General features: G+C 69.6%; 18 protein-coding genes. 10 read left to right on the top strand and 8 right to left on the bottom strand.

Translation table 11 applies throughout. The annotated features are described in order from the left end of the window. Nucleotides 1-14: 14 nt before the first annotated feature. Both ABDC25_RS16125 and ABDC25_RS16120 read left to right on the top strand, forming a co-directional pair. On the top strand, nt 15-1,526 hold the full coding sequence (locus ABDC25_RS16125) for a carboxylesterase family protein (protein WP_347123634.1): 1,512 nt from the start codon (nt 15-17) through the stop codon (nt 1,524-1,526). Next, nucleotides 1,523-2,260 carry a phosphatase PAP2 family protein gene (locus ABDC25_RS16120; RefSeq protein ID WP_167255408.1) on the top strand — a complete coding sequence of 246 codons (738 nt, stop codon included), beginning with the start codon at nt 1,523-1,525 and terminating at the stop codon, nt 2,258-2,260. The genes ABDC25_RS16125 and ABDC25_RS16120 overlap by 4 nt, the downstream gene beginning before the upstream one ends. 73 nt (nt 2,261-2,333) lie before the next feature. Here ABDC25_RS16120 and ABDC25_RS16115 read toward each other — a convergent pair whose 3' ends face one another. Genes ABDC25_RS16115 through ABDC25_RS16105 form a run of 3 tightly spaced genes read right to left on the bottom strand, consistent with a single transcriptional unit; the run spans nt 2,334 to nt 4,598 of the window. Continuing rightward, the gene (locus ABDC25_RS16115; RefSeq protein WP_021200290.1) at nt 2,334-2,681 is read right to left on the bottom strand and encodes a cupin domain-containing protein; all 348 of its coding nucleotides are present in this window, start codon (nt 2,679-2,681) and stop codon (nt 2,334-2,336) included. Continuing rightward, nucleotides 2,678-4,081: an FAD-dependent oxidoreductase gene (locus ABDC25_RS16110; protein WP_347123633.1), complete on the bottom strand. Its 1,404-nt coding sequence runs from the start codon at nt 4,079-4,081 to the stop codon at nt 2,678-2,680. Before ABDC25_RS16110 ends, ABDC25_RS16115 begins: the two co-directional genes overlap by 4 nt. A 49-nt stretch (nt 4,082-4,130) precedes the next feature. Then, nucleotides 4,131-4,598, bottom strand: coding sequence for an Lrp/AsnC family transcriptional regulator (locus tag ABDC25_RS16105; RefSeq protein WP_021200288.1), 468 nt, complete (start codon nt 4,596-4,598; stop codon nt 4,131-4,133). Nucleotides 4,599-4,697: 99 nt separating this feature from the next. Between ABDC25_RS16105 and ABDC25_RS16100 the strand changes: the two genes are divergently transcribed. Continuing rightward, entirely contained in the window at nt 4,698-6,149 is a 1,452-nt protein-coding gene (locus ABDC25_RS16100; protein ID WP_021200287.1) for a gamma-aminobutyraldehyde dehydrogenase, read from the top strand. 80 nt (nt 6,150-6,229) lie between these two features. Here ABDC25_RS16100 and ABDC25_RS16095 read toward each other — a convergent pair whose 3' ends face one another. After that, complete coding sequence (locus ABDC25_RS16095; RefSeq protein ID WP_347123632.1) at nt 6,230-6,754, bottom strand: GNAT family N-acetyltransferase; 525 nt, start codon at nt 6,752-6,754, stop codon at nt 6,230-6,232. Nucleotides 6,755-6,806: 52 nt separating this feature from the next. Continuing rightward, nucleotides 6,807-7,586: a M23 family metallopeptidase gene (locus tag ABDC25_RS16090; RefSeq protein WP_136023991.1), complete on the bottom strand. Its 780-nt coding sequence runs from the start codon at nt 7,584-7,586 to the stop codon at nt 6,807-6,809. 760 nt (nt 7,587-8,346) lie between these two features. On the opposite strand from ABDC25_RS16090, the gene ABDC25_RS16085 reads away from it, so the two are divergent. The 4 genes from ABDC25_RS16085 (at nt 8,347) to ABDC25_RS16070 (ending at nt 13,669) form a co-directional block, all read left to right on the top strand. Next, nucleotides 8,347-9,879, top strand: a complete 1,533-nt coding sequence (locus ABDC25_RS16085) for an HNH endonuclease signature motif containing protein (protein ID WP_167255410.1) — start codon at nt 8,347-8,349, stop codon at nt 9,877-9,879. Between the two features lie 270 nt (nt 9,880-10,149). Beyond that, entirely contained in the window at nt 10,150-11,298 is a 1,149-nt protein-coding gene (locus ABDC25_RS16080) for an ROK family transcriptional regulator (RefSeq protein WP_347123630.1), read from the top strand. 89 nt (nt 11,299-11,387) lie between these two features. After that, nucleotides 11,388-12,335 carry a polysaccharide deacetylase family protein gene (locus ABDC25_RS16075; protein ID WP_347123628.1) on the top strand — a complete coding sequence of 316 codons (948 nt, stop codon included), beginning with the start codon at nt 11,388-11,390 and terminating at the stop codon, nt 12,333-12,335. Next, a complete protein-coding gene (locus ABDC25_RS16070) occupies nt 12,332-13,669 on the top strand; it encodes an MFS transporter (RefSeq protein WP_347123626.1) in 1,338 nt (445 codons plus the stop codon). Before ABDC25_RS16075 ends, ABDC25_RS16070 begins: the two co-directional genes overlap by 4 nt. 3 nt (nt 13,670-13,672) lie before the next feature. On the opposite strand, the gene galE is transcribed toward ABDC25_RS16070, so the two are convergent. Genes galE through galT form a run of 3 tightly spaced genes read right to left on the bottom strand, consistent with a single transcriptional unit; the run spans nt 13,673 to nt 17,095 of the window. Next, nucleotides 13,673-14,653 (bottom strand): UDP-glucose 4-epimerase GalE, encoded by a 981-nt coding sequence (gene galE, locus ABDC25_RS16065; protein WP_347123624.1) that lies wholly within the window; start codon nt 14,651-14,653, stop codon nt 13,673-13,675. A gap of 49 nt (nt 14,654-14,702) precedes the next feature. Then, on the bottom strand, nt 14,703-15,896 hold the full coding sequence (gene galK / locus ABDC25_RS16060) for a galactokinase (protein ID WP_347123622.1): 1,194 nt from the start codon (nt 15,894-15,896) through the stop codon (nt 14,703-14,705). Then, nucleotides 15,893-17,095 carry a galactose-1-phosphate uridylyltransferase gene (galT, locus tag ABDC25_RS16055; RefSeq protein WP_347123620.1) on the bottom strand — a complete coding sequence of 401 codons (1,203 nt, stop codon included), beginning with the start codon at nt 17,093-17,095 and terminating at the stop codon, nt 15,893-15,895. Before galT ends, galK begins: the two co-directional genes overlap by 4 nt. Nucleotides 17,096-17,300: 205 nt before the next feature. Between galT and ABDC25_RS16050 the strand changes: the two genes are divergently transcribed. The 3 genes from ABDC25_RS16050 (at nt 17,301) to ABDC25_RS16040 (ending at nt 20,705) form a co-directional block, all read left to right on the top strand. After that, the gene (locus tag ABDC25_RS16050; protein ID WP_347123618.1) at nt 17,301-18,257 is read left to right on the top strand and encodes a LacI family DNA-binding transcriptional regulator; all 957 of its coding nucleotides are present in this window, start codon (nt 17,301-17,303) and stop codon (nt 18,255-18,257) included. Nucleotides 18,258-18,498: 241 nt separating this feature from the next. After that, entirely contained in the window at nt 18,499-19,776 is a 1,278-nt protein-coding gene (locus ABDC25_RS16045; protein ID WP_167255418.1) for a dihydrodipicolinate synthase family protein, read from the top strand. Then, complete coding sequence (locus ABDC25_RS16040; protein ID WP_347123616.1) at nt 19,773-20,705, top strand: sugar phosphate isomerase/epimerase family protein; 933 nt, start codon at nt 19,773-19,775, stop codon at nt 20,703-20,705. The genes ABDC25_RS16045 and ABDC25_RS16040 overlap by 4 nt, the downstream gene beginning before the upstream one ends. Nucleotides 20,706-20,765 lie beyond the last annotated feature (60 nt).

Below are 20,765 nucleotides of genomic sequence, written 5' to 3'. Positions count from 1 at the left end.
AGGAGAATGCTGTGATGACGGATACCGACTTCGAGACGACCGCCGACTTCGTCGAGGTGGCCACGGCCGCCGGACGGGTGCGGGGCCGCTGGCGCCCGACCACGGGCGGGCGCGGGAATCCGCGGTCGGCGGCGTTCCTGGGCATCCCGTTCGCGGAGGCGCCGACAGGCGCGCTGCGTTTTCAGGCGCCCGTGCCGAAAGCGCCGTGGGAGGGAGTGCGCGATGCGCTCGAGTTCGCCGCCACGGCCCAGCGCGGCGACCCCGGTGTGACGCTCATCCCCGAACCGAGCGTCGAGGGCGACTCGACGCTCAACGTGAACGTCTTCACGCCGGACCCGGCCCCTGCCGCGCAGGGCGCCGGTCTTCCCGTTCTCGTCTGGATCCACGGCGGCGGATACTTCGCCGGCTCACCCGCGAGCCCCTGGTATGACGGCCGCAACTTCAACCGTGACGGCGTCGTGACCGTGTCGCTCTCCTACCGCCTGGGCTTCGACGGCTTCGGCTGGATCGAGGATGCCCCCTCGAACCGGGGCGTGCGCGACTGGCTGCTCGCCCTCGAATGGGTGCAGCAGAACATCGCCGAGTTCGGCGGGGATCCGTCGCGCGTCACGATCGCCGGGCAATCCGCCGGCGGAGGAGCCGTGCTGACCCTGCTCGGCATGGAGAAGGCGCAGCATCTGTTCCACGGCGTGTACGCGATCTCCGGTGCGCTCGCCGACGTGGCTCCGGCCCGCGCCGAGGCCTTCGGGCGCGGACTCGCCGCAGCGGCCCGGGTCGCGCCCACCGTGGCCGGGTTCTCGACGCTGTCCGAGGACCGCATCCTCGAACTGCAGAAGAAGGCGACCGAGCTCGGTCCTGATTCGCTCGGGAGTGTGGTCGAAGAGGGCCTTCCGCTCGGTCCGGCCGTCGACGGCGACCTGCTGCCACGCCCGACGCGTGAGGCCCTCCGCGCCGGTGTCGGTGCCGACAAGCCGCTCGTGATCGGTGCGACCGACGACGAGTTCACGATGGTCTTCGCAGGCTCCGAGAAGAAGCTGCGCTGGGTGCCGAGGTCGCTGCTGTTGAACAAGCTCGGCTTGCCGAAGAGTGCGCGTCGGCAGTACCTCGCCGCCAACGCCGACATCACCGGACTCGGCAACGCCCGGGTGGGCGGTCGGCTGCTGACGGACCGGATGTTCCGCTCGGCGCTGCTGAAGATCGTCGCCGACCGCGGTGCCGCTCCCACCTGGCTGTACCGCTTCTCGTGGCCGTCCGGACACTTCGGCTTCGCCGAGCACTGCCTCGATGTGCCGTTCTTCTTCGACTGCCTCGACGGTCCGGCGATGGAGCCGCTCGCGGGTCCGAACCCGCCGCAGGAGCTGGCTGACGAGGTGCACGGCGCCGCTGTCGCGTTCATCGTCGGAGGAGACCCCGGTTGGCCGCGTCACCAGGGATCGAAGGGCATCGCGCGGGTCTACGACGTGCCGACCCGCGACATGTCCGATGCCTACGCCTCCGTGCGGCCGCTGCTGGGAACGCCGTCGTGACCACGGCTGTCGCGGTCGGGGATGCCACCAGACCGGTGGCCTCGCCGCGCCCTCGGTGGATGCTGTGGACCGCTCTCGGGCTGCTCGCGGTGTTCGTGGCTCTCGCGGTCGGCGTGCTCGCAGCGCCCGATGCGCCGTGGACGCAGGGCCTCGACGACCTGTGGCGCAGAGGTGTCGGGGTCGGGCCGGAATCGACGCTGCCCGGCTTCGTGCTGGCGCAGATGTTCCAGCATCTCGGTCAGCTCCCTGGGGCGGTGCTCATGATGATCCTCCTCCCGCTGGTGCTGTCGCTGATGGGGCGTTGGCGTTCCGCGCTGTTCGTGATCGCGGTGCAGCTCGCCGGCCCAGGGCTGCTGTCGCAGCTCACGAAGAACCTCGTCGACAGGCCGCGCCCGGCCGAAGACGTGGCCGGTGGACTCTTCGGCCCGCTCGTGCAGGTCGACCACGGTTCGTTCCCGTCCGGACATTCCGTGAGCATGGCCGCGATCATCATCACGGTGCTCGCACTGATCCCGGCATCCGCGGTCTGGGCGCGCCGCGTCTGGATCGTGCTCGGAGTGCTCCTGGCCGTCGGCATGGTGTGGCAGCGCACGCTCATCAATGCGCACTGGTTCACCGACACGTGCGCCGGACTGATCGGCGGGGCGGCGGTCGCGTTCCTGCTCTGGTGGGCGTTCCTGCCCTGGCTGCGGCGCGATCAGGAGCGCCGCGTCTGGTTCCTTCGGAAAGGCTGATCTCTCGCCTTCGAATCGCGCGAACGGCTCCATCGCGCCCGGGGATGCAGCCCTTCGCGCGATTCGAAGAGCGTCAGGTGATGTAGATCTTGCGGAGGGTCTCGGTGACGGTCCAGGTGGTGCGCATGCCCTCGGCGAGGCGCACGACCGAGCCGGGACCGACCTCGAGGTCGGGCAGTCCGGACGAGGCGAACGCGATCGTGGCGCGGCCTGACAGCACGACGAACACCTCGTCGGCCTCGGTGTCGGTCGCGGTGCCGGGGGTCATCTCCCAGACGCCGATCTCGGTCCCGCCGAGTGTCGCGAGTTCCTGCGCGGCGGTCGTGGGCGCGCCGGCGAGCACCTCATCCGCAGGCAGTGACTCGTGTGCCAGAGGCAGGGTTGCGGCATCCAGTCCCGCCCCGGCGGCGAGACCGTTCACGAGTCGAAGCCCATGCCGACGGCGTCGAGCGTCTTGAGGAACAGGTTGCGCCTGCCCTCGTTGTGATCGGCCTGGTTCATCGCGGCGCGGACGAGGTTGACGCCGATCGAGGCGGCAGGCTCGGGCGGGAACGGGATGGGCTTCTCACGCACCATCCGCAGCGCGGTGCGCTCGGTCTCCTCACCGGACAGCTTGTCGAGCATGACGTCGGCCGCGAAGCGTGCGGCCCCGACGCCGAGCCCGGTGAAGCCGGTCGCGTAGGCCACGCGGCCCTTGCGGGCGGTGCCGAAGAACGCGCAGAAGCGGCTCGACGAGTCGATCGCTCCGGCCCAGCGGTGGGTGAAGCGCAGGCCCTCCAGCTGCGGGAAGGTCGTGAAGAAGTGCGAGGCGAGCTTGCGGTGGCTCTCCATGCGGTCCTCGTACTCCGCGCGCACTTTGCCGCCGAAGTGGTAGATGGCGTCGTAGCCGCCGAACAGGATGCGGTTGTCGCCCGTGAGCCGGTAGTAGTGGAACTGGTTCGCGCTGTCGGCGAGCCCCTGTCGGTTCGACCAGCCGATCGAGGCCAGTTGCTCGGAGGAGAGCGGCTCGGTCATCAGCACGTAGTCGTACACGGGCACGGTCATCAGGCGGTTGCGTTTGAGGAGCGAGGGGAAGACGTTCGTCCCGAGCGCCACGGCATCCGCGATCACGCGGCCGTTCGCAGTGACCAGCGTGATCGGTCCCGATCCGTCGCCCTCGATGGCGCGGACCAGACTGTGCTCGTAGATCTCGACGCCCAGGTCGGCGGCCACGCGGGCCAGCTCCACAGCCAGCTTGGCCGGATGCACCATCGCGCAGCCGTCGCGGTCCCAGTCGCCGGCGAGGAACGTCTCGGAGTGCACCTCGGCCTGCACCGCTGCGCGGTCGAGGAAGCCCGGCTCATCGCGGTACCACTCCACCTGGTGGGGCTCGATGGCGACGGCCAGCTGTCCGGTGCGCTCGAACTCCGCATCCATCCGGTAGCGCTCGACGGTCTCGCCGATGGCGTCGAGGTTCGCGTGTCCCAGCTCTTCGAGGCGGTCGATCTCCTCCGGCCAGCGGTTCACGCCGTTCTCGTGTCCGTGTGTGAGGCTCGACTCGCAGAAGCCGCCGTTGCGGCCGGAGGCCGCCCAGGCGATGCGCGAGGCCTCGAGCAGCATGACGCGGCGTTCGGGGTCGCGCTCCTTGGCGCGCACCGCCGTCCACAGTCCGGCGTACCCGCCGCCGACGATGGCGAGGTCGGCGCGGACCGTGCCGTTCAGCCGCGGATGTGTCGGCCGGTCGACATCGTCGAGCCAGAACACCCGCAGGGCGGTGTCCCGGAGGGAGTCGTCGATGACGGACGGCGACGGCTGCTGACGTTCGAAGACGGTGGTGCCCATGGTTTCTCTCCGTGGTGTGCGGGTGCGAGGTACGGGAGCGGGGTGCGCGTCAGCGCGTGCCCCAGTTGTAGAGGTCTTTGTAGAGACCGGCGTAGAGCATGCTCTCGGTGTGGGTGATGCCGGGGATGGTGCGGATGCGGGTCGCGATGAGGTCGATCAGGTGCTCGTCGTTCTCACACACGGCCTCCACGAGGATGTCGAACGTGCCGAGCGTGACGACGACGTACGCCAGCTCGGGGATCCGGGTGAGTTCTTCGGCGATCTCCCGCGGATCGCCCGAGACGCGGATTCCGATCATCGACATACGGTGGAAGCCGAGCTGCATCGGGTCGGTGACCGCGACGATCTGGATGATCCCGGCTTCAGTCATCCGCTGCACCCGCTGGCGCGCCGCAGCCTCGCTGAGGCCGACCTCGCGGGCGATCTCGGCGTAGGGGCGTCGCCCGTCCTCCTGCAGCAGCTCGACGATGCGCTTCGAGATGTCATCAAGGGCAGGCTGGGAAGACTTCGTACTCATGTGTCGATATTGTCAGTCATTCCCACCCTCTGCAACTGATTCAGTTGTTTCATATTGCTGGATCTTCAGATTCCGTACTGATGTCGGTACGATGGTGCCATGCCCAGTCATCTTCTGAAGAACTCCGCGCCGCTGCAGAACTTCATCGGCGGCCGTTTCGTCGACGCGCGTGGTGCCGAGCGGATGCCGCTCCTCGATCCTGTCACCGAAGAGACGTACGGGGAACTCCCGGTGTCGGACGCCGTCGACGTCGATGCCGCCTACGCCGCCGCATCCGCCGCCTTCCCGATCTGGCGCGACACGACGCCCGCCGACCGCCAGCTGGCGCTGTTCCGCATCGCCGATGAGATGGAGGCGCGGGCGGAGGAGTTCGCCGACCTGGAATCGCAGGACACGGGTAAGCCGCGCGCGAGCCTGGTGGCCGACGAGATCATGCAGTCGGTCGACCAGTTGCGCTTCTTCGCGGGTGCGGCGCGCAGCCTCGAGGGTCGGGCGGCGGGGGAGTACCTCGCCGGGCATACCTCGTTCGTGCGGCGCGAGCCCGTCGGCGTGATCGGTCAGGTCACGCCGTGGAACTACCCGCTGAACATGGCCGTGTGGAAGATCGCCCCCGCGCTGGCCGCCGGCAACACCGTCGTGCTGAAGCCCGCGGAGTCCACGCCACTGACCACGCTGTTGCTCGCGGAGATCGTCGCGCTGCATACGCCGGCCGGGACGCTCAACGTCGTGCTCGGCGACCGTGACACCGGTGTCGCGCTGGTCGAGCACCCGACGCCGCAGATGGTGGCGATCACCGGTTCCGTGCGGGCCGGTATGGCCGTGGCTCGTTCGGCGGCGAACGACGTCAAGCGGGTGCACCTCGAGCTCGGCGGCAAGGCTCCGGCGATCGTGTTCTCGGATGCGTCGATCGAGAAGGCCGTCGAGGGCATCATCACCGGTGCCTTCTTCAACGGCGGACAGGACTGCACCGCCGCCACCAGGGTGCTGGTGCACGGATCGAAGCACGACGAGCTGGTCGCCGCTCTGGTCGCCCGGGCGAAGACGCACGCTCGCACCGGCGGCCCGCACGAGGAGGGGGTGCTGTACGGGCCCCTGAGCAGTGCGGCGCAGCTCTCGCAGGTGCAGGGATTCATCGACCGGCTCCCCGCGCACGCGACGATCGAGACCGGCGGACGCCGCCAGGGCGATCGAGGGTACTTCTGGGAGCCCACGATCGTGTCGGGAGTACGACAGGACGACGAGGTCGTGCAGGGGGAGATCTTCGGACCCGTGCTCACGGTGCAGGCGTTCTCGGAGGACGACGAGGCTCTGCGGATGGCGAACGACGTGCCCTACGCGCTCGCCGCCTCGGTGTGGACCACGGATCATGCCCGGGCGATGCGGTTCTCTCGTGACCTCGACTTCGGCTGCGTGTGGATCAACACCCACATCCCGTTCGTGTCGGACATGCCCCACGGCGGGTTCAAGCACTCCGGTTACGGCAAGGACCTGTCGCAATACGGGTTCGACGACTACACCCGCATCAAGCACGTCATGAGCGCTCTCGACTGAGGGGCGCCCGAGGTTCCGGAAGGCGGGAAGTTCCGGAAGGCGCGAGGTCAGGCAGGACGGAGGTGCCGGAAGGTGCGAGGTCAGGTGCCGAGCAGCTTCACGCGACGATGCTCGCGCAGTGTGAGCTGGGGGCGTTCCTCGATCTTGATCGCGCCGTCTTCGATCCAGCCGTGGCGGGCGTAGAACGAATCGGCGCGTTCGTTGCCGTCGAGCACCCAGAGGTAGGCGCGGTTGTGGCCGGCCTCGGCGATCCGCTGTTCGGCGGCTTCCAACAGGGCGTGACCCGCGCCCGTAGACCAGGCGGCGGGATCGGCGTAGATGCCGTACACCTCGCCGTCGGCGACCCCGTCGGGGTCGCGTCCGGAGCCGAGTGAAGCCCATCCGACGATACGGTCGTCGCGCAGGGCGACGACGGTCCCGAGGCTCGTCGGCAACGGTTCGGCGAGGGTGCGACGCCAGCCCGCAGCTCTCTCGTCGATGGAGAGGCCGTCGAGCACGGCTTGGTCGATGAGCCCGCGATAGGCGACCTGCCACGAGCGGACATGCACCCCGGCGATGTCGTCGGCGTCCTCCGCGCGGGCGTTGCGGATCTCCAGGGAGCTCATCCATCCACCCTACGGTGAACCGCAGACGGGAGAAGGGGGCGGTCGACGCCGATCAGCTCACGTTCTTCTTGAGCCACGGCAGCGGGTCGACGGGCGCGGTGTTGATGTGCACCTCGAAGTGCAGGCAGGAGCCGAACACGTAGCCGGTCGATCCGACGTCGCCGATGTACTGCCCCTCGTCGACGCAATCACCGACCTCGACCGCACGGCTTCCGTACGTCATGTGCGAGTAGACCGTACTCACGGCCTGCCCGTCGACGATGCTCTCGATCTGGATCGTCACGCCGTAGCCCTGGTAGCTCTCCGTGGACCGTGAGACGCAGCCCTTCATGGCGGCATTGATCGGTGTGCCGACCGGGGCGGCGAAGTCCTGCCCGAGGTGCGAACGTCCCGGCCGCGAGGCGCCGAAGCCATCGGTGAACGAGTAGGTCCCATCGGCCATCGGCATCACGATGCGTCCGGCGAGGGGGATGTCCATCGCGCTCGAGAGCGGCATGCCGGCGGCGACTGCTGCGGCGGCGGCGCGCGAACGGGTCTCCTTGATCTCCTCGGGCGTGGTCGCGGAGAAGTTGCCCCGTGGGTCGATCACAGCGCGGATCTCGGACTTCGCCGTGTAGGACTGCGCGGTGCCGTCGGCGAGGGTCGAGACGCTGGAGCTGGCGGCGGCGGCAGGGCCACCCGCGGGGTTGAGGGCGGGAAGCGCTGCCCCGGTGATCATCACGCCGATCGCCAGCGTGGCGCCGAGTGCCTTGGTCTTCGCCCACTGGCGCTTCTGTCGCCGGGCTTCGCCGCGAGAGGTCGGGGCCGTCTTCGGCGTCGACTTCGGTGCCATGTGGTGGGGGCGCAGGCGAGGATCCCAGGCGCGAGGGGTGTGGGGAGCCTGTGGCTGTGGCTGTGGCTGTGGCTGTGCGCGAGGGGGAGCCGCGTCGGGTGCGGCCTGGACTGTCTCCGGCGCGGGGGATGTGGGGGTTGCAGAGGATGCGGGTTCCGTGTCTGCTGCGTGCGTGGGCCCTGTGACTGCTGCGGAGGCGGCGGCCGGATCGGGTTCCGGGGTCGTCTCCGGTACCGCAGCAGCATGGGCGGTGTTCGCCGGGCGGCGACTCTGCGAGTCCGCGGAAACGGAGCGTCGCAGGTCACGCCGCAAAAGCGGTCGGGATGAGTCAGGGACTTCGGTGGGAGCTTCCGAGGCGTCGTGATCGCGCTCGGGTGGCAGGGAATTCGTGACGGGATCCTTCCGGGAGGCTGGCGTGCGCGGCGGTCGATCCCCCCGGATGCCACCGTTACCGATCTGTAATTTAATTCGCGAAACCGCGAGCGTCAAATCGAGGGTGGATGATTCGACTCGCCCCTCGGTCATCGGTGCTCTTGCTCATGGGCTTCTGTGTGTGGGTCGTGTCGATGCGCATGTACAGATTCTGCTTCCGGCGTCGGACCTTCGGGGGTGGCGGCATCACGCCTCTACCTGAGATGTGGAAAGACGGATTCGGGGCGAGTTCGTGGAGGACGCATGAGCTCTACGCGTGTTCCGGAATATTGTCCTGATCGGGGTTTATCCGGGAAGGAATGTCGGTACCCCCGAGTTGACTCGACCCATGAACAACCCCGTGGAAGTGCTCGAACAGGTGGTGACCGACTTGGATGCCGTGTTGCACTCTGACGCGATGGCGGTGATGTCCGATGCGGTGAAGATGGACCTGTTGCGTGTGGCGGGCGAGGTGCAGCGGCGGGCGGAGGCAGTCGTCGTGGAGGCGGTCGCGTCGGTCGATGGGCGTCCCGCCGGGTCGGGAGAGGCCGGATTCTGCGGGAAGTTCGGGTGCCGGACGATGAGCGAGTTGCTGCAGCGGGTCCTGCGGACGGACGGGCCCGGTGCAGGGCGGATGCTGAAGGCGGCGCGGGCGGTGCGCCGGGAGGTGGAGTTGTCATCCGGGTTCCGCTCGCCCGCGCGATGGCCCGAACTGCGGGCGGCGCTACTCGACGGGGCCGTCGGGGTGGCCGGGTTGTTGGCCGCGATCGGGCCGGTGGAACAGGCCGGGATCCGTGTCGGGACAGCAGACCGGTTGCTCGTGGACGGGGAGTTGGCGGCATACTCGCGGGGGATCCCGGCCGCGGGTGCGGGAACGCAAGACGTTCTAGGGGCGGATTCGGGTGCGGGCGTCGAAGGAGACTCCGCGCCGGCGGCGACGCCGGAGGACTTGAGGATTCTGGCGCAGGTCATCGTGCAGTACCTCGATCCTGATGGAGCCGAACCCGCGGACGACATCGCGATGCGCGCCCGGGGGATCGTCCTCGGGCGGGCGAAAGACGGGGTCATCCCGGTCCGAGGCGGGCTCCTGCCCGAAGTCGCGGGACAACTGCAACGCATCTTCGACGCCTACCTGAATCCGAACGTCGACGGGCCTCCCCTCCCCGGAGTGGTGTTCCGACCCTCGGAAGAATCACACTGTCGAGATACCGAGCCCACGGGGATGGACGACGGTGACCTTCCATCCGGTGATCCGGGCCGAATGGTCGACGCCCGATCTCGGGCGCAGAAGCAGCACGACATCCTCGCCGCCGCGCTCGGGATCGCCGCCCGCCATGACGACATGCCTCGCCTCGGAGGCGCCGCCCCGACCCTGGTCGTGACCGTCGCTGCCGACGACTACGCCACGGGAAACGGATGGGCCCACATCGACGGCATCGACACCCCCGTTCCCATCCGGGTCGCCGCGCACACCGCCTGCGCCGGCGGAATACAGCGCGTGATGTTCGACTCCGGCGGGCGCATCATCGGGATCGGCGCCACCGACCGGATCTTCACCGCCCATCAACGCCGCGCGATCGCCATCCGCGACGGGGAATGCCTCATTCCCGGCTGTCATGTCCCCGCCACGTGGTGCGAGATCCACCACGTCCAAGAGCATGCGCGCGGCGGGCCCACCCACACCGACAACGGCGTCGCTCTCTGCTGGCACCACCACCGCACCCTCGGCACCAGCGGATGGGAGATCCGCATGCGCCACGGCATCCCGCACATCCGTGGCCCCGCCTGGTGGGACCCGACCCGGCAGTGGCGAACGCGGCGATCCCGAGGTGGCGAGCGCAGAGAGCCGGCCATCAGCCGCGCGGCACCACTCAGAGTGTGACGCCACCACTCAGGGTGTGAATTGTTGCCACCGAGCCGACTCGAGCCGAGCTGAGCCGAGCCGTGCCGTGCCGTGCCGTTTCGAGCCGAGCCGCGCCGACTCGAGGCTCTGATCGTGACCGTGACCGTGACTTGCCCCACGGCATTCACCGGCACCGGAATCGGCGCGAAGTCTCGACTGGTGCGACGCGATGTGGCATGCTGGCGGGCACTGCGCCCGCCTCAGAAGCCGGGTGAAGTACGCGAAACGAGAGGCGCCTCCGGAACACCTATGTCCAGACCACTCGCGGGACCGCAGGGCCTGCTACGCACGCTCAACGGCCGCGCGATCCTGGAGGCCCTCGCCCGCAGCGGCCCGCAGACCCGCTCGGAGTTGATGTCCGCCACGGGGTTGTCGCGTACCGCTGTGACTCAGGTGCTGCGGATGCTCGAGAACGCCGGAGCAGTCGCGCCTGCGGGAGTGGACCGGGACACGAGGGGTCCCGCCGCCGGACGTGTGGCCCTGCATCCGCGCCTCGGATTCGCCGCGGCCGTGCACGTCGATCACCACGCGGCGCACGTCGTGCTGGTCGACGCGACCGGGATCGTGCGGGCGGAGGCGCACTCGCCCTTCCCCGACGCCGAGAACCGTGTCGCCCACATCGTCGGGCTCGTCGATGAGTGCCGCCGTTCGTTGAAGGCGGCGAAGGGCGCCGTGCACCTCGCGGTCGTCGGGGTGCCCGGCATCGTCACCGCTGACGGAGGCATCCGTGACGACCTCGGTCCCGACGGCGGCGCCTTCCGTGCGGCACTGGCCGCGGCCCTCGACTGTCCTGTCCGCATCGAGAACGACGTCAACCTCGCGGCCCTCGCCGAACTCACCGGCGGCGGAGGAGGAAGCCTCACCAGCTTCGCGCTGTTGCTCCTCGACGACGGACTCGGAGCGGGCATCGTGATCGACGGCGCGCTGCACCGTGGATTCTCCGGCGTCGCCGGTGAGGTCATGTACCTGCCGCAGACCCCCATCCCGATCGGTGCTCCCCTCGTGGGCGATGCGGTCGTCAGCGACCTCGCGCTCGGCGTCGGTCGCGATCCCGCCGCGTCTCTCCGCGATCATCTGGAGGCCGCAGCTCTCGGAGACGATGGGGCGCTCCAGATCATCTCCGAGGTCGCCCGCCGCATCGTTCTCGTGGCCGGAAGCGTGGGGCTGGTGCTCGACCCTGAGGCGTTCGTCCTCGGCGGCAAGGCGGCTCATCCCGTGCTCGTCGCTGCCATCGAGCGCATCGCCGGCGAGTATGACGCGCAGCTCCCGCTGCGTTTCCTCGTCTCCTCCTTCGGGCCTGAGGCTCCGCTCATCGGCGCCGTCGACCAGGCCGCGGCCGCACTCCGAGGCGACCTCTTCACCCGGATCCTCACCCCCGCCCCCAAAAGCGCCCGCTGAACACCCCGCCCCCCAACGCCTGCTGAACACCACCCGCCGAACATCGCCCGCCCGAGCAGTGTCGCTCGAACCACCCGACAGGACTCCCGATGACCGCACCGTCCGATCTCGCCGACCGACTCGGCCTCCCGCCCGGCGCACGGGCGATCATCCTCAATGCGGACGACTTCGGCATGTGCCACGCGGCCAACACCGCGATCGTGGATCTGCTCACATCCGGGAGCATCGACTCGTCGACCGTGATGGTCCCGTGCTCGTGGTCGCCGGAAGCGCTCGCCTTCGCCGCATCCCGCACCGATCTCGATATCGGCGTGCATCTCGTGCTCACCAGCGAATGGGCGCGCTACCGGTGGCGCCCGCTCACCGGCACCGCCACGACCCTTGTCGATGATGCGGGCTTCTTCCCGACCGAAGTGCTCTCCGTCGAGCAGAACGCCGCCGACGACGACGTCGCTGCCGAACTCGCCGCTCAGGTGCAGGCCGCGCTCGATGCCGGCGTCGATGTGACGCATCTCGACAATCACATGGGTTCGGTCTACGGACTCGTGACCGGACGCGGCTTCCTCCAGCCGGTGTTCGAGCTCGCTGCACGCCACGGCCTCCCGTTCCGGCTGCCCCGCAGCATGGACGGCGTGGGCGAGGACTCCGCGCTCCAGTCTCAACTCGATGCCGCGGCAGCGGCCGCCGATGCTTCCGGCGTCGAGATCATCGACCGGCTCTGGTCGCACCCGTTCGAGCTGCTGCGTGAAGGCACGCCGGACGAGGAGACGTACGCGCAGATGCGTGACGGCTTCATCGCGCTGTTGCGCGCGGTGCCGGCAGGGGTCACGGAGATCTACCTCCATCCGATGGTCGACGACGATGAGCTCCGCGCCGCCGTGGACTTCAGCGCGACGAAGCGCGGATATGAGCTTCGTCTGCTGAAGGACCCCGCGGTCCGGCAGGCCATCGACGATGAGGGGCTCGTGCGCATCGGCTGGCGCGACCTGCGCGACCTGCAGCGGGGACGCGACCTGCAACGGGGAGACGCGCGGTGACCTCCCTGGGCGATCGGGTGCGCGACCGACGCCTCGACGCGGCCCCGAGCAGGTCGCAGGCGATCGCCTTCGGAGCCTCGGGCTTCCCGACGCAGCTGATGGCGCAGACGTTCTCGGCCTTCGTCGTCTACTTCTACGTCTCGCACCTCGCCGTACCGGCCACGTGGGTGGCGGTCGCGATGATCGCTCACGGCATCCTGAACGCCGTGCTCAACCCCGTCGTCGGCACGATCTCCGACCGACTGCGCACTCCGTGGGGCCGGCGCATCCCGTGGATCGGCCTGGGCATCGTGCCGCTGGTCGTCGCATTCGCGCTGGTCTGGATGCCGCCGGAGCTCCCCGTCGCCGGCCTCATCACCTGGTTCCTGGTCGTCGTGGCGGTGTACGACATCGCGTTCGTCGTGGTGGTGCTGAACATCTCGGCACTGTTCCCCGAGATGTTCCGCACCACGGAGGAACGCGCCCGCGGCAACGTGCCGCGACAGATCTTCGCGATCTTCGGCATGGTCCTGGGCACCGCGGGCGCCCCTGCGCTGTACAGCGCGATCGGGTGGCCAGGAATGGCCTTGGTTCTCGGCGCCGTCTGCCTGGTGCTGCTCGTCTGGTCGTTCTTCGGCGGGATGATCGAGCGCCGGCTTCCGGATGCGGAGTCGACGGCATCGTCGGAAGCGATGCGCTGGGCAGACCAGCTGAAGTACACGTTCCGCAACCGGGCGTTCGTTCCGTATGTGCTCGGTTCGCTGTTCGTGCAGACCTCGATCGCGGTGATCCTCGCCGCGATCCCCTTCTACGTGCGCTACTCCCTGCATGCGCCGGAGGGGCAGGGCAGCCTGCTGCTCGGTGCCATCTTCGCCACCGCGATCCCGTCGATCATGCTGTGGAGCGCGGTCGTCCGCCGCACCTCCCCCCGCACCGCTGTGCTGTGGAGCGTCGCGGTGTTCGGGGTCTCCGTGCTCGGCTACCTCGCGCCGTCGAACGTGATCGGCGCGGCTCTGGTCGGTGTCGCGGTCGGCGTGGGGGTCGGGGGCCTGCTGCAGTTGCTCGAGGTCATGCTCGCGCAGATCATCGACGACGATGCCGTGCGCACTGGTCACCGTCGCGAAGGCGCCTACTTCGGGGTGAACGGGTTCGTGGTGCGCGGCTCGGTGGTGCTGCAGGCGATCGTCGCTGCCGTGGTGCTCACGGCCTCCGGCTTCGACGCCGCCCTCGGTGACACGCAGCCCGACAGCGTCGACGGCGGCATCCGGCTGATGCTCGCAGTGATCCCGCTCGGGTTCACCGCCCTCGCCTGGCTCTGCTTCTGGGCGTACCCGATCCGCTCCCGCGACCTCTGACCGTCAGGGGCGGGCGGCCTGCCGCGCTTCCCACCCCGTGCGCACCATCTCGTCGACCGAGTACCGCATGGTCCAGTCGAGGTCGCGGGCTGCGAGCTCACCGGTCGCGACGATGCGGTCGGGGTCACCGGGGCGGCGCGGGCCGATCTCGGGCGTGAAGTCGATGCCGGTCACGCGGGCGACGGCATCCATGATCTGCTTCACACTCAGTCCGTCACCGGAGCCGAGGTTGTAGGCGGCTTCGATCGGGCGTCCGTCGGACAGACGCTGCGCGGCCGCGACGTGGGCGGCCGCGATGTCGCCGACGTGCACGTAGTCGCGCACGTTCGTCCCGTCTTCCGTCGCGTAGTCGTCGCCGTTGATGCGGGGCGTCTTCCCGGCCAGCAGCGCCTCGAACACGATCGGGAAGAGGTTGTGCGGGCTGACGTCGTAGACCGTCGGATCGGCGGAACCCACCACGTTGAAGTACCGCAGAGAGGTGTGTCGCAGGGGCCGCTCGGATTCCGCCGTCGCGATCGCCTGGTCGCGCAGCAGCCATTCGCCGATGAGCTTCGATTCGCCGTAAGGGCTGGCCGGCTTCTTGGCGGTGTCTTCCACGACGAGGGCCACATCGGGCGTGCCGAACACGGCGGCGGAGGAGGAGAACACGATGTTCGAGACTCCCGCGGCCTCCATGGCCTCGAGGATCACCCGCGTGCCCTCGACGTTCTGCGCGTAGGTGTGCAGGGGGCGGTGCATCGAGACGCCGGCGTACTTGAAGCCCGCGACGTGGATCACACCCTCGGCACCGTGGTCGCGCAGCGTCTTCTCGACCAGCTCACGGTCCAGGATGCTGCCCCGCACGAATGCCACGCCCTCGGGCACGAAGGACTCGACGCCGCTGGACAGGTCATCGAGCACGACCGGGGTGAGCCCGGCATCCGCGAGAGCGCGGACGACGTGGGCGCCGATGTAGCCGGCGCCTCCGGTGACTATCCAGGACATTGCATTCCTCTCCTGCCGCGGAGTCGTCGCGGCCCGATGGATCATTCTGTCAGGCGTCGCGGCGGGGGCCGGCCGACGGGGTGACCGTGAACAGGAGGGGCGGCGCGAACCGCGACTTCGCGAAGTCGGCGTTCACGGCATCCGACACCGATGCGACGGCAGCCTGCTCGACGAGGGCGATCGCGGCACCTCCGAACCCACCGCCGGTCATCCGTGCACCGAGGGCGCCGGCGCTCAGAGCGGTGTCGACAGCGGTGTCCAGTTCGGCGGTCGAGATCTCGAAGTCGTCGCGCATCGATGCGTGCGAGGCGACCAGGAGGTCGCCGATCGCTCGGACGCCCTGCTCGCGCAACACCCGCACGGTGTCGAGGACCCGCTGGTTCTCGGTCACGATGTGACGCACGCGCCGGAAGGTGACCTCGTCCATCAGCTTCTGAGCGCGCGGCAGGTCGTCGATCGAGATGTCGCGCAGCGCAGGCACTCCCATGATCGAGGCGCCGAGTTCGCACGAGGCCCGGCGTTCGCGGTAGCCGCCGGTGGAGTGGGCGTGCTTCACACGGGTGTCGATCACGAGGATCGCGAGGCCTGCCTCGGCGACGCCGAGAGGCACGAGCCGGGTTTCCAGTGTGCGGCAGTCGAGGAATATCGCGGTGTCGGGCCGGCCGAGCATCGACGCCATCTGGTCCATGATCCCTGTGGGGGCGCCGACGGCTTCGTTCTCGGCCCGTCGTCCGATGCGGGCGAGGGCCGTTCCGTCGAACCCGGTGCCCCACAGGTCGTTCAAGGCGGAGGATGTCGCCCCCTCGATCGCGGCCGAGGACGAGAGCCCGGCGCCCACGGGCACGTCGGAGGCGATGGCGATGTCCATCCCGCCGAACGGTCCGCGCTCGGCGGCCGCCTGACCGAGCGCCCAGGCGACCCCGAGCGGGTAGGCGGCCCACTCCGGGACGGCCGGATGCGAGCCGGGTGCAGTGGGGAAGAGCCGGTCGAGCTCGTCGAGGGCGACCTCGACCGGTTCTTCGGCGAATGTGGAGCCGACCAGGACGCGACCGCGGGCGTCATCGCGCCGACCGACCGCGGCCACCGTGCGCTGCGGGATGGCGAACGGCAGCACGAACCCGTCGTTGTAGTCGGTGTGCTCGCCGATGAGGTTCACGCGCCCGGGCGCCGACCAGACTCCGTCGGGTTCACGCCCGGTCAGGCGGGTGAAGAGGGCGAGGGCATCGTCGTGTGCGGCGGTCATGCAGAATCTCCGGTGTCGGGCTGGTCGTGCGAGGCGCGCTCGATCGCTTCGCGGAGGCGTGCGGCACCGACTTCCGGAGGCACTTCGGCGGCCCAGGCCCACATCGCCGCTTCCGAGCCGGCGAGGAATTTCAGCTTGTCGGCGGCACGGCGCGGGCTCGTGAGTTGAAGGTGCAGGCGCACGGTGTCGCGCCCGACGTGCACGGGGGCCTGGTGCCACGCGGCGATGTAGGGCGTCGGGGAGTCGTAGAGGGCATCGACGCCGCGCAGCAGCCGCAGGTAGAGCGGGGCGAGCTCGTCACGCTCGGCTTCAGTGGTCTCGGCGAAGTCGGGCACATGGCGGTGCGGCATCAGGTGCACCTCGAGTGGCCAGCGTGCGGCGAACGGCACGAAGGCGGTCCAGTGCTCGCCGCGGAACACCACGCGCTCGGACGCCTGCTCGGACTCGAGGATGTGCTGGAACAGGTCGGGGGCGGTGCGGCCGATCGTCTCCAGCACGCGGGTGGTGCGCGGGGTCACATACGGGTAGGCGTAGATCTGCCCGTGCGGGTGCGGCAGGGTCACGCCGATCGCCTCGCCCCGGTTCTCGAACGGGAAGATCTGCTCGATGCCGGGCAGCTGTGAGAGTGCGGCGGTGCGGTCGGCCCATGCTTCGATCACGGTGCGCGCCCGGGTGACGGTCTGTGTACCGAAGGATCCGGCATGCTCGGGGCTGAAGCAGACGACCTCGCAGCGGCCGACGGCGGTGCGCGTGCGGCCGAGGCCGAGGGCCGCGAGGTCGTCGAGCCCGCGAGGAGCGTTCGACGCCCGGGGTGCGGCGCCCGTCGCTGCGGCCAGGGCAGGTCCGAACGCGGGCGAGCGGTTCTCGAACACGGCGACGTCGTACCGCGAGGGCACCTCGGAGGGGTTTCCGGGTGTCTGCGGGGCCAGCGGGTCGGCGTCGGCGCCGGGCATCATCACGCGGTTCTGTCGGTTCGCGGCGACCGTGATCCAGTCGCCGGTGAGCACGTCGAGACGCATCGTCGCGGTCTCCGGGCGGGGGTCGAGGGCGCGCGCGTCGACGGCTCGGTCGGCGCCCAGCGCGGTGCCGGGGTCGTCGTAGTAGATGAGGTCGCGGCCGTCGGCGAGGGTGGTGGCGCGTCTGACCACGCCGGCGCCGAGAGTCTCGGTACGCAACTCAGGAAGATCGTCCGTGTTCACGTCAACATGGTACGCATAGCGCCGTGGTAACGTCAACATGACGGAGTTGCGCGCACGCCTCTGAGGCAGATCGCACGCTTCTGAGATAGAAGGCGGGGCCCGCGCGACGTCGTAGCGGATGGAGGATGAGGTGGGGCAGAGCAGACGCGACCGCGTCGACGGATCGGGTTCGAACCGTCGGAATCCCCCGTCCGGACGTGTGTCCATGGCCATGGTCGCTGCCCGGGCCGGTGTCTCGGGACAGACTGTCTCGCGGGTCGTCAACGGCAGCCCCCGCGTCGACCCCGACACCCGTGTCCGCGTCGAGCACGCGATGGCGGAGCTCGGTTATCGCCCCCACCGCGCGGCCCGAGCCCTGCGCACCGGGCGCTCGCAGACGATCGGACTCGTCGTCACCACCCTCGCCACCGTCGGCAACTCCCGGATGTTGCAGGCCACGGCCGAAGCTGCGGCGGAACGGGGGTACGCGGTGACCCTCGTGACCGCCACCCGCGGCGTCGCTGACGCGTTCGATCGGCTCGCGGAGCAGGAGGTCGACGGTGCGATCGTCCTGAACGAGGCATCGGCCCTGGTCTCCGGCGCGCAGCGGCCTGCCGGGCTGCACCTCGTGGTCGTCGACGCCCCGAGCGAGGACGGGTTCACGTCGGTGCACAGCGATCACGCGGGCGGCGCCGCCGCAGCCACACGCCGGCTTCTCGCCCTCGGGGGAGGCGGGGTGCATCATCTCGCCGGTCCAGCCGACTCCTTCGCGTCGGCCGAGAGGGAACGCGGATGGCGGGAGACGCTCGTCTCCGCCGGCGTCCGTCCGCCCGCCGTCGTCCGGGGTGACTGGAGCGCTGACTCGGGGTACGCCGCCGGCGCGGAACTGCGCACGGCATCCGCCGTCTTCTGCGCCAACGATCAGATGGCGCTCGGGCTGCTGCGGGCGCTGTCCGACTACGGCCGTCGGGTGCCGGAAGACGTCGGCGTGATCGGTTTCGATGATGTGCCGGACGCCGCGAACTACCGCCCGCCGCTGACCACCATCCGGCAGGACTTCGCCGCGCTCGCCCAGTGTGCGGTGTCAGCGCTGGTGGACGCGATCGAAGGCGCTGCGCCCGCAGAGGGATCCGGAGTCATCCCGACGGCACTCGTCGAGCGCGCCAGTACCGCGTCGCGCTGATTCCCGTGCGGGCCGGCCGCCCCGCGCAGCGAACCGGTCGGCGGCCCTGCGCGTCGAATCGGTCCTCCCTCCTGTGCGTCGAATCGTACGACGCAGCTGCCGCGCACGCTGCAGCGTCCGCCGCGCGCGATCGTCTGCCTGCCAGCGGGCCGATCGTGGGATCCCCACCCATAGTTGCGATCGTCGCTCGTCTCATGCCATGATCTCGGAAAGCGCTTTCCCATCCGAGACTGAGGTGAGCATGAGCACCCTGCGCCTCCTCCGCGCGAACGGCGATGTCGCTGACGTCGCCCTCAACGACTCCGGCACCTACACGCGCCCGACCGGCCCGCTGCAGAGCCGCGTCGCGTATGCCGCCGCACACGTCGTGCCGAAGGTGCACGCCGACAACACTCCCGGGCAGGCGGCCGACATCGACTGGGACGCCACGCTCGCGTTCCGCCGCAACGTGTACTCGTGGGGTCTCGGCGTCGCCGATGCCATGGACACCGCGCAGCGGAACATGGGGTTGGACGCCGCTGCCACCCGCGAGCTGATCGCCCGCAGCGCCGAGGTCGCCCGTGAGGAGGGCGGATCCGTCGTGGTGGGTGTCAACACCGACCACATCGCCGAACCGCACATCTCGCTCGACCAGCTCATCTCCGCCTACCTCGAGCAACTGCACTTCACCGAGGAGCAGGGCGCCGGCCCCGTGCTCATGGCCTCCCGTCACCTGGCCCGTGCCGCGACGGACGCGGACGACTACCGGCGTGTGTATCGAGAGGTCCTCTCGCGTGCGACCACTCCGGTCGTGCTGCATTGGCTCGGTGCGGCGTTCGATCCCGAGCTCGCGGGCTACTTCGGCGCCGACGACTGGCAGGCGGCGTCGGACGTGCTCCTGGAGATCATCGCCGAGAATCCGGACAAGGTGGCGGGAGTCAAGATGAGCCTGTTGAACGCCGAGTCCGAGGTCTCGGTACGCGATCGTCTCCCCGAGGGCGTCCGGATGTTCACGGGCGACGACTTCAACTACGTGAGCCTGATCGGAGGTGCCGCGGCGGGCTCGTCGACTGCACGCGATCTCGCCGAGCGGACGGCTCCCTCGCGTGAACAGGCCGTGCACTCGGCGACAGGTCGTGCACTCGGGGAAGACACGGGGGACGCAACGGGCGTGCGCACGCACTCCGACGCCCTGCTCGGCGCCTTCGCTGCGATCACCCCGGTCGCGTCGGCGGCGATCCAGGCACTCGACGCCGGCGACCCGGAACGGTATCGACGCATCCTCGGACCGACCGAGGAACTGAGCAGGCAGGTCTTCGCGACTCCCACGTTCTACTACAAGACGGGCGTCGCCTTCCTTTCGTGGATGAACGGCCATCAGCCCGGTTTTCAGATGGTGGGCGGGCTGCACTCCGCGCGCAGCCTGCCGCACCTGAGCCGGATCATCGAGCTCGCCAACGCCTCCCTGGCGCTGGAGCAGCCCGACCTCGCCCGCGAGCGGTGGCACGGCATGCTGCGTCTGAACGGCGTGGACGCATGAGCCTCCCCTCCCAGGCCCAGGCCCAGGGCCAGGCGCCGGTGCAGGCCCAGGCCCAGGCCCAGGCGCCGGCCCCGGACCCGCGCCTGTCGATCAATCAGGCGACCATCAAGCATGCCGACCTCGCGACGGCCCTGCGGGTCACGACGGCCGCGGGTGTGGAGGCGATCGGACTGTGGCGTGAGCCGGTGAACGACGTCGGCCTCGACGTCGCGGCCCGCATGCTCGGCGACTCGGGCCTGCGCTTCTCGACGTACTGCCGTGGTGGGTTCTTCACGCTGCCGGACGGGGCGGAGCGGGCGGCGGCGCTGGACGACAACCGCCGGGCGATCGAGGAGACCGCGACGCTGGCCGCGGCCGGTGCCGAGGGCTCGACCGCTGTGCTCGTCCTGGTCGTGGGCGGCCTGCCCGCGGGATCGCGCGACCTGATCGGGGCTCGGCAGCGCGTGCGCGATGCGATCGGTGTGCTGGCTCCCGAGGCGAAGGCGGCTGGTGTGACGCTCGCGATCGAACCGCTGCACCCGATGTACGCGTCCGATCGCGCCGTCGTCTCGACGCTCGGCCAGGCGCTCGACATCGCAGCGGACTTCGATCCGGAGGTGGTCGGCGCCGCCGTCGACACCTTCCACATCTGGTGGGACCCGCAGGTGCTCGAGCAGATCGCGAGGGCCGGTCGTGAAGGACGCATCGCCACGTACCAGGTGTGCGACTGGAAGACGCCTCTCGCATCCGACGTGCTGCTCTCACGGCACTACACCGGCGAGGGCGTGATCGATTTCGGCACCCTCACCCGCGCGGTGGTCGCGACCGGGTACGACCGCGACATCGAGGTCGAGATCTTCAACGCCGAGATCTGGGCCGATGATCCCGAGAGCGTGGTGCGCCGCACTGCCGAGACGTTCGCCGCCGCGGTCTCTCCGCATCTCGCGTGAAGGTGTTCGGACACCGGTCTCGTACCGCCTCTCGGGAGGATGCACGGATGCAGGGAGAAG

It is taken from the genome of Microbacterium sp. SY138, assembly GCF_039729145.1.
GTDB classification, from domain to species: domain Bacteria; phylum Actinomycetota; class Actinomycetes; order Actinomycetales; family Microbacteriaceae; genus Microbacterium; species Microbacterium maritypicum_A.
This window is presented reverse-complemented; position numbering and strand designations above follow the sequence as displayed.

Excerpts from the sequence above, each read along its gene's own strand:
- ABDC25_RS16125 (WP_347123634.1), top strand. The coding sequence starts at position 15 with ATGACGGATACCGACTTCGAGACGACCGCCGACTTCGTCGAGGTGGCC.
- ABDC25_RS16110 (WP_347123633.1), bottom strand. The coding sequence starts at position 4,081 with ATGGGCACCACCGTCTTCGAACGTCAGCAGCCGTCGCCGTCCGTCATC.
- ABDC25_RS16105 (WP_021200288.1), bottom strand. The coding sequence starts at position 4,598 with ATGAGTACGAAGTCTTCCCAGCCTGCCCTTGATGACATCTCGAAGCGC.
- ABDC25_RS16100 (WP_021200287.1), top strand. The coding sequence starts at position 4,698 with ATGCCCAGTCATCTTCTGAAGAACTCCGCGCCGCTGCAGAACTTCATC.
- ABDC25_RS16095 (WP_347123632.1), bottom strand. The coding sequence starts at position 6,754 with ATGAGCTCCCTGGAGATCCGCAACGCCCGCGCGGAGGACGCCGACGAC.
- ABDC25_RS16090 (WP_136023991.1), bottom strand. The coding sequence starts at position 7,586 with ATGGCACCGAAGTCGACGCCGAAGACGGCCCCGACCTCTCGCGGCGAA.
- ABDC25_RS16085 (WP_167255410.1), top strand. The coding sequence starts at position 8,347 with ATGAACAACCCCGTGGAAGTGCTCGAACAGGTGGTGACCGACTTGGAT.
- ABDC25_RS16080 (WP_347123630.1), top strand. The coding sequence starts at position 10,150 with ATGTCCAGACCACTCGCGGGACCGCAGGGCCTGCTACGCACGCTCAAC.
- ABDC25_RS16075 (WP_347123628.1), top strand. The coding sequence starts at position 11,388 with ATGACCGCACCGTCCGATCTCGCCGACCGACTCGGCCTCCCGCCCGGC.
- galE (WP_347123624.1), bottom strand. The coding sequence starts at position 14,653 with ATGTCCTGGATAGTCACCGGAGGCGCCGGCTACATCGGCGCCCACGTC.
- galK (WP_347123622.1), bottom strand. The coding sequence starts at position 15,896 with ATGACCGCCGCACACGACGATGCCCTCGCCCTCTTCACCCGCCTGACC.
- ABDC25_RS16050 (WP_347123618.1), top strand. The coding sequence starts at position 17,301 with ATGGCCATGGTCGCTGCCCGGGCCGGTGTCTCGGGACAGACTGTCTCG.
- ABDC25_RS16045 (WP_167255418.1), top strand. The coding sequence starts at position 18,499 with ATGAGCACCCTGCGCCTCCTCCGCGCGAACGGCGATGTCGCTGACGTC.
- ABDC25_RS16040 (WP_347123616.1), top strand. The coding sequence starts at position 19,773 with ATGAGCCTCCCCTCCCAGGCCCAGGCCCAGGGCCAGGCGCCGGTGCAG.